This window comes from Pseudoalteromonas sp. Z1A6 (assembly GCF_011378745.1).
GTDB lineage: Bacteria > Pseudomonadota > Gammaproteobacteria > Enterobacterales > Alteromonadaceae > Pseudoalteromonas > Pseudoalteromonas arctica.
The window spans coordinates 1-7,362 of sequence record NZ_WTKW01000216.1 but is presented as its reverse complement, the minus strand read 5'-3'; the positions used below and the strand labels follow the sequence as shown (position 1 = coordinate 7,362).

Below are 7,362 nucleotides of genomic sequence, written 5' to 3'. Positions count from 1 at the left end.
AAAACTAAAAGCCGCTCCTATTGCTAAAAGATATAAAGAATAATCAAACCGTAATAATAATATTAGAGATAAAGAGATACCATAAACAGAAAATATTACGGGTATTATATAATATTTACGATCAACTAATAGGTACTTTGCAACTAAAGGTAAAGCGAATGCTGTTGCCAAATAACTCCCACACACTAAAATAAGCGAGTTTCTAACAGACTCTTCAGATATTGGATACATTGAAGATAAAACAACACATATTGATGTGAAAGCGATACCAAGAAAATGGCAAATATATGAATTAGAAAAAAGTTTATTCACGTTAAAATCTTTTGGTTGATAAAAATAATATACATTTACATGCACCATCCTTGTAGAATTTAGCATTAACGGCTTGATTCTCTGAGTATTATACTTGAAGTAGAGCCAGATGAGCAATCTAGCTATAAAAAACTTTGCAATTATTTGTACCCAGAATTATAAATTCTGTGTAAAACCTTTCATCATTTGATAACTATTAGCATGAAATAGCTTAAATAATTGCATAAGAAAGTATGTTAGATTATTTTTTTCTATTTTCTACATACAATTTTTTTAAAGCTGTTCCAGCTTTAATACTTTGCGTGGCTAAGCTTCCAAGTACCTCATGTAAGTACTTGGGAGCTAAACCATAACCAGGTCTAATACTTTTTACATTTTCATGTGTAAATAACTCACCTTCAGCAACATCTTTTACCACATAGAGTGAGCGCCTAAATATTGCATTGCCTTTTTCACTCTCTTTTCGCTCGTAATTTACTTTACCAACCGCTTCCCATGCTATTTTAGAGTCTCTACATAATTGTAATAACTCTGGCTTTTCTAGTGAGAAACTATCATCCGGTCCACCACCATCTCTATTAAGCGTTACATGCTTTTCTATTAAGCATGCGCCTAACGCCACTGATGTAATAGCCGTCGTATTATCAATAGTATGGTCTGATAGACCCGTTAATACATCAAAACGTGTGGCCATATCTGCAACAGTCGCCAAATTATAATCGCCTGATGGCGCTGGGTAACCACTTACACAATGCAGTACAACAAGCTCTTTACACCCTGCATTTTTTGCTGTTTCTACTGCTTCACGTATTTCTTCTTCGTTCGCCATACCCGTTGAGATAATCATTGGCTTACCAGTCTTCGCAACATACTCGATTAATGGTAAATCGATGGCCTCAAATGACGCTATTTTGTACGCAGGAGCACCAAGCTCTTCGAGTAAATCAACGGCAGTAAAGTCAAACGGCGAGCTAAAAATAGTGATACCTAACTCTTTGGCTTTTTCAAATAAAGGTTTATGCCATTCCCACGGCATGTGCGCTTCTTCATATAAGTCATACAGTGTTTTACCATCCCACAACCCACCTTTAATTAAGAATTCAGGGTTATCGCTTTTCATTGTTATGGTATCAGGGCGATAAGTTTGCAGCTTCATTGCATCTGCACCACACTCTTTTGCCATTTCCATTATTTTGTAGGCATTTTCGATATCACCGTTATGATTCGCTGACATTTCAGCAATGATATACGGCGCATAGCCAGGGCCAATTTTTCTGTTATCGATAGTAATAAATTTATTCATAAATCCCTCACTCCACAGGTTGTCGAGTAAATTGCTCTTCATTAATTCGTTGGTAGCCAGCTCGGCTAAACAAAGCTTGTGATGCTGCATTTTCTTTTAGTACAACAGCATGTATAATTTTTGTAGGATGTAATATATCTACTTGTTTTAAAGCGAGTTTCGCAACCCCTTTACCAAAGTGTTCTGGTGCTATAAAGATGGAAATGGTATACGTATCTACGGCTGTCATATCTAACCTGACCACACCTACAGAAGTCGTTTTTTCATCTGTGCTATTGGTTAGCTCAATGACATAAAAGTAGTCATTTTTACTTGCTAGCTTTTTAGTCATCCAAGCCCGATGCTCAGCCAAACTCGGAACGTCTTTATTAAGTGCATAACGACGTGTTTCGGGTTTACATTGCCAAGCATACACCTGTTCAACATCAAGCTGTGTCGCTAATCTTAGGGTTAGTGAACCGCTAAATAATTGAGTAATATGCTTCATTAATCGCTTAACACCTTGCCCATCACATAACTGCAGGTTTATTGTTCGCATTTTTGAATAGTCTGTAATTAACTGCTCATACGCCTTCATTAAATTTTTACTAATCGCCTCTAACTCAACGCTAATTGCAGCACCAACGGCTTCTAAATTTTTACAAATAGTCTGCTGGTTATCAGCAAGTGCAATAACAATACTTGGTAAGCCGACACAAGCACGTTCCCATGACGTTGAGCCTGGCGCGCCAATGGCAATATCATGTTCACACATGAGAGTAGCCATGTCATCTACAAAATCGATATGAGTCAACCACGCGCTATGCTTTACAGCAAACTCTGTAACACTTTTATAGTGAGGTGCTTTAGGGCTAAGCAATACAGTCGTTATTGGCGGGTTAACGCTTTTCTTTAAAACATCAAGTACATGCAATGTCGCATTGGGGGCATCTATACCCCCCATAGATAATAATAAACGCGGTGTATTCGCTAATGTATTTAAAGCTATCAATTGTGATGAATGTCGATGCGAAAAGTGAGTATTTATAATTGCATATTGCGTGCCTGTTAAGACGCTGGCCTTAGAGTTTAATAAATGATATTCGCTTGGCTCTCTAAGCAATGTTTGATCTATAATCAAGTCTGCAGCGTGCTCTCTTACTAAGTCGTCAATTGCAATGATTTTACAGTTATACGCTTTTTTTACTACCTTATGCCACTGTGCACCAATACCATAGTGGTCTGTAATAACTAAATCAGGACTATCGAATGCAGTAGCGCATTCTTGGGCATCATCACACTCAGTGACTTGCAACCACGCGGCATAATCCGCAGTCGAGGTTGGTACTAGCCAATCTGCAGGTTGCTGTAATTCATAAATAGAGAAACCACGCTGCTTTATAAATGTGACTAAATCACCGTTTTGCGGGCGGGTGGCAAATAAAACGTCGTGACCATCTAGTTTTAGCCTATCAGCCAATACTAAGCAACGCATGATATGGCCGCTGCCTATGTAAGAAGACGCATCAGCCCTAATTACGACCTTTAGCATTCAATCGCTCGGAACAAAGCTTCTGCCAATTCCCAATCTTCAGGTGTATCTATGTCTTGTACTCGTTTACGTGGTAACAAAACAGCCTTCGACCTTGTTCCAAAAATAGCTTTTTTTGCTATAAATGCCTTCGCAGTGCCCCAATAAAACTGCCCGGCATCATGGTATGCTTCTTCGAGATCTTGCGAACGAGTATTTAAATGTTCTGGCTGAAACATTTCAACACATTGTGCATCATTAAGCTTTAAAGCTCTTTGAATTGGAAAAGGAAAACTTGTTGCACTGAAGGCGTAATCTATATTACTCGATGTCAGCTCTATAAATCCGCGCTGGATAAACTCAGGTATTAAAAAAGGAGCGGTTGCATATATACAACATACATTTTCAACATCCCATCCCTGTAACTCGGTATACTCGACAGCATGCTTTATTACATCAAGCGTAGTTGCATAATCATCCGCAATATTAGCAGGGCGCATAAATGGCACTTCTGCCCCATATTGTATTGCAATATCAGCTATTTCAGTATCATCTGTAGAGACAATTACTTTATCAAAACACTTGCTGTCTAAAGCCGCTTCAATCGAATAAGCAATCATTGGCTTACCGTGAAACTCTTTGATATTTTTGCGAGGTATACGCTTACTTCCACCACGAGCAGGAATGATTGCTATATTCATGATTAGGCTTCTAATATTAGTGTTAGCTTACTGATAACTTCGTCTTGCTGCTCATGGGTCATACCATGAAACATCGGCAATGAAATAGCATTGCTGTAATAACTCTCTGCATTTGGAAAGTCACCTTGTTTAAAGCCCATTTTTTGGTAATAAGGCTGTAGGTGCACTGGAATATAATGCAGGTTAACACCAATACCGTTTTCTCTTAGCTCGTCAAACACTTCTTTATGCGTTTTGCTAATTTCATTTAGGTTTAGACGAATAACATATAAATGTAAGCCAGAATAAGTGTTAGGCAACTGATAAGGCAGTACAATCGGTAAACTGGCCAGCTTATCGTAATAACGCACTGCTAATTCATGACGTGCGGAAACGAACTCACTTAACCGGCTCATTTGCGAAACACCGAGTGCAGCTTGCAGCTCCGTCATGCGGTAGTTAAAACCTAAATCCACTTGCTCATAGTACCAACCACCATGCGATGCATTTTCCATTAATGCTTCGTCACGTGTTATTCCATGGCTTCGGTAAAGTGCCATTTTGTCTGCAAGTGCTTTGCTATTAGTTAATGCCGCACCACCTTCTGCAGTGGTAACAATTTTAACAGGGTGAAAGCTAAACACGGTAATATCACTGTATTCACATGAGCCAATTGGTTGTTCTAAATAACGTCCACCTATTGCATGTGAAGCATCTTCAATGACTTTAAAGCCATATTCTATAGATAACGCATGGATTGCTTTCATGTCACATGGCTGACCACATAAATGCACTGCAACTAAAACTTTAGGCAAAATACCTTCTTTTTTAGCGCGGATAAGCTTTTCTTTTAATGCTACAGGACAAAGATTATAAGTTGCGGGATCTATATCAACAAAATCTACTGATGCGCCACAATACAAACCACAATTAGCTGAGGCTACAAAAGTGACAGGTGTTGTCCATAATATATCACCGGCCCCTAATTCAAGCGCTAAACAAGCAATATGCAAAGCTGACGTTGCACTATTAACAGCCAAGGCATGATTGGCGCCGCTTGAATCCATCAGTGCACGTTCAAACGCAGGGACTTGTGGCCCTTGCGTCAAAAAGTCCGACTTTAATATATTAACCACAGCATCAATATCTGCTTGAGTTATATCTTGCTTTCCATACGGTATCATTTAGCTATCTCTATACTTCAAACGATGGGTCAACATGTTCAACAATAAGCTCACGCAAGCCTTCAATTGTTTCCCACTCAGTGTTTGTTCCTGAGTTGTATTTAAAACCAAATGGTACTTTTTCAGCTTTATGGTGAGCAAGGTATTCTTCTTCGGTATATGTATACGATACAGAGGGTAAAATTGCGTAGTATGGACCCAAATCAATCGTATTTAACGAGTCAGTATCTGTAATCATTTCTTCATGTAGTTTTTCACCTGGGCGAATACCTACATCACGCGTTTCACATTCAGGTGCTACGGCTTCTGCAATGTCTAAAATTTTGTATGACGGGATTTTAGGGATGAATATCTCACCACCAAGATGGTTACCCAAGGCAAACATAACTAGATTAACGCCGTCTTGAAGCGATATATTAAAACGAGTCATTTCATTGTGTGTGATTGGTAAAATACCTTCTTTTCGTTTTTCTAAAAAGAAAGGAATAACAGAGCCACGAGAACCCATTACATTACCATAACGAACAACGCTGAATTTAATGTCTTTCGAGCCGCGAATATTATTAGCAGCAGCAAATAATTTATCTGACGCAAGTTTAGTGGCACCGTATAAATTAATTGGTGCACATGCTTTATCTGTCGATAGCGCTACAACATCTTTTACACCACACGCTAATGCGGCATGAATAACATTTTCAGCACCATCTATGTTTGTACGAATACATTCTGTTGGATTGTATTCAGCGGTATCAACCTGCTTAATAGCTGCTGCGTGAATAATGACATCTACACCTTCACACGCTTGCGTTAAACGTTCTTTGTCGCGAACATCACCAATAAAAAAACGTAATTGCGGGTAATCGTATGCTGGGTACTTTTGTTTTATTACAGACTGCTTTAATTCATCGCGCGAATAGATGATTATTTTTTTTACATCTGGGTAACGCGCTAAAATAGTTTCTATAAACTTCTTACCAAATGACCCAGTGCCACCCGTGATTAAAACTGTTTTATTGTTTAACATAACTTTTCCAATATGAGACTATTTTAAGAGCTATTACTAAAGCGTAATTTCACCTAAAAAATAATTTTACGATAGATCATGCTCGCTTTCTGCTAGCAAAATATAAATAATTTAATATAAATAATGAGCTTTGAAATATATTCAACCTCATATGGTAACGAAGTATATGCCAATGCCAAGTCAGTGATTTAAGCTTATTAGCCGATATGGAACCAGCTCTAACTCTGTATTTTGCCAAGACTTCAGGTACTCCTAACGAGTAAAAATCCTGCCCACTAGATAAAATCTCGAGCCACATTACATAGTCTTCGTGTTTTATCTCTTTTTGTTTAGGTAATACAACTTTAGAGCGATCAATTATACCTGTTAAATTACCAATAAAGTTACTCTTTAAAAGAGTTTTAAAATTAACGCTATTTTTTATACTTACTCGAGTTAATACACTGCCAAATTCATCAATTCTTTCATATGAAGAGTGGGAACAGACAGTATTTTCACCCGCTTTACATAGGGCTATTACTTGTTTTTCTAACTTAGTACTATACCAAAGGTCGTCACTATCTAAGAAGGCAATAAAACGCCCTTCGGCTTTCTCTATCGCAATATTTCGGCTATTTGCTACACCTAAGTTTACTTCATTATTTATTAAAGTAACTCTAGGATCTGAAAACTCAGTGACCACTGCTAGAGTGTTGTCTGTTGAGCAATCATTAACAATGATTAGTTCCCAGTGTGTATATGTTTGAGCCATCACAGATTCGATACTTTCTTTGATAAAAGCCTCGCAGTTATAAGCTGGCATTATAATACTAACTAGGTGCTCTTTAAACATTAGCTAATTTCACTTGCTAGGTTTATTGCGTCAAGCATTGAGTCCTCGATAGAACAGTATTTCCAGTCTCCATAACGACCTATGGAATGAATATTTTTTTGAGATAAAATTTCTAATATTTTTTGTTTTGAAGAATTCGATTTGTCACTAACATGTACGTACGCAGGATCCATCACAATGGAACAATGAGAAATCAATTTGTGGTCATCAATAATACCCACAGCCTTCAAATTATCTATCGTTAATTGTAGTTGTGTCTCTATATCAACGTCATCTTCGGGTGAGTAACCAACCTCTACATACATACTTAGCTTATCACTACCCAAAATATTATCGTAAAAGCCAACTCTGTAGAAGTTGATATTTTTATCTGGGAAATATAACCAATGCGTATCCTGGTTAGGTGATTTTTTATCAAAACCTAAGTTAAATACTAGTACTTTATTATAGCTAAAATCATCAGCTAGCAGGTTTACTCTATCTACATCTAATTGCTTAGAAAACATTTTCAAAGGCG

At 37.7% G+C, this 7,362-nt stretch carries 7 protein-coding genes and 1 pseudogene; all 8 read right to left on the bottom strand.

The features are described from left to right. A pseudogene (locus tag GQR46_RS20550) lies at positions 1 to 312 on the bottom strand (hypothetical protein); the annotation flags it as partial. A gap of 241 nt (positions 313 to 553) precedes the next feature. Continuing rightward, positions 554 to 1,615, bottom strand: coding sequence for a pseudaminic acid synthase (gene pseI, locus GQR46_RS13545; RefSeq protein WP_165741223.1), 1,062 nt, complete (start codon positions 1,613 to 1,615; stop codon positions 554 to 556). A gap of 7 nt (positions 1,616 to 1,622) precedes the next feature. Then, entirely contained in the window at positions 1,623 to 3,146 is a 1,524-nt protein-coding gene (gene pseG / locus GQR46_RS13540) for a UDP-2,4-diacetamido-2,4,6-trideoxy-beta-L-altropyranose hydrolase (protein ID WP_165741222.1), read from the bottom strand. Beyond that, complete coding sequence (gene pseF / locus GQR46_RS13535; RefSeq protein WP_165721192.1) at positions 3,140 to 3,826, bottom strand: pseudaminic acid cytidylyltransferase; 687 nt, start codon at positions 3,824 to 3,826, stop codon at positions 3,140 to 3,142. Before pseF ends, pseG begins: the two co-directional genes overlap by 7 nt. A 2-nt stretch (positions 3,827 to 3,828) precedes the next feature. Further along, positions 3,829 to 4,989: a UDP-4-amino-4,6-dideoxy-N-acetyl-beta-L-altrosamine transaminase gene (pseC, locus tag GQR46_RS13530; RefSeq protein ID WP_165741221.1), complete on the bottom strand. Its 1,161-nt coding sequence runs from the start codon at positions 4,987 to 4,989 to the stop codon at positions 3,829 to 3,831. Between the two features lie 10 nt (positions 4,990 to 4,999). Continuing rightward, positions 5,000 to 6,013 carry a UDP-N-acetylglucosamine 4,6-dehydratase (inverting) gene (gene pseB, locus GQR46_RS13525; RefSeq protein ID WP_024589834.1) on the bottom strand — a complete coding sequence of 338 codons (1,014 nt, stop codon included), beginning with the start codon at positions 6,011 to 6,013 and terminating at the stop codon, positions 5,000 to 5,002. A gap of 76 nt (positions 6,014 to 6,089) precedes the next feature. After that, positions 6,090 to 6,845 (bottom strand): glycosyltransferase, encoded by a 756-nt coding sequence (locus GQR46_RS13520; protein ID WP_165721194.1) that lies wholly within the window; start codon positions 6,843 to 6,845, stop codon positions 6,090 to 6,092. Next, positions 6,845 to 7,362, bottom strand: a 518-nt coding sequence (locus GQR46_RS13515) for a hypothetical protein (protein ID WP_206009583.1), incomplete at its 5' end; no start/stop codon positions are given. The genes GQR46_RS13520 and GQR46_RS13515, both read right to left, overlap by 1 nt.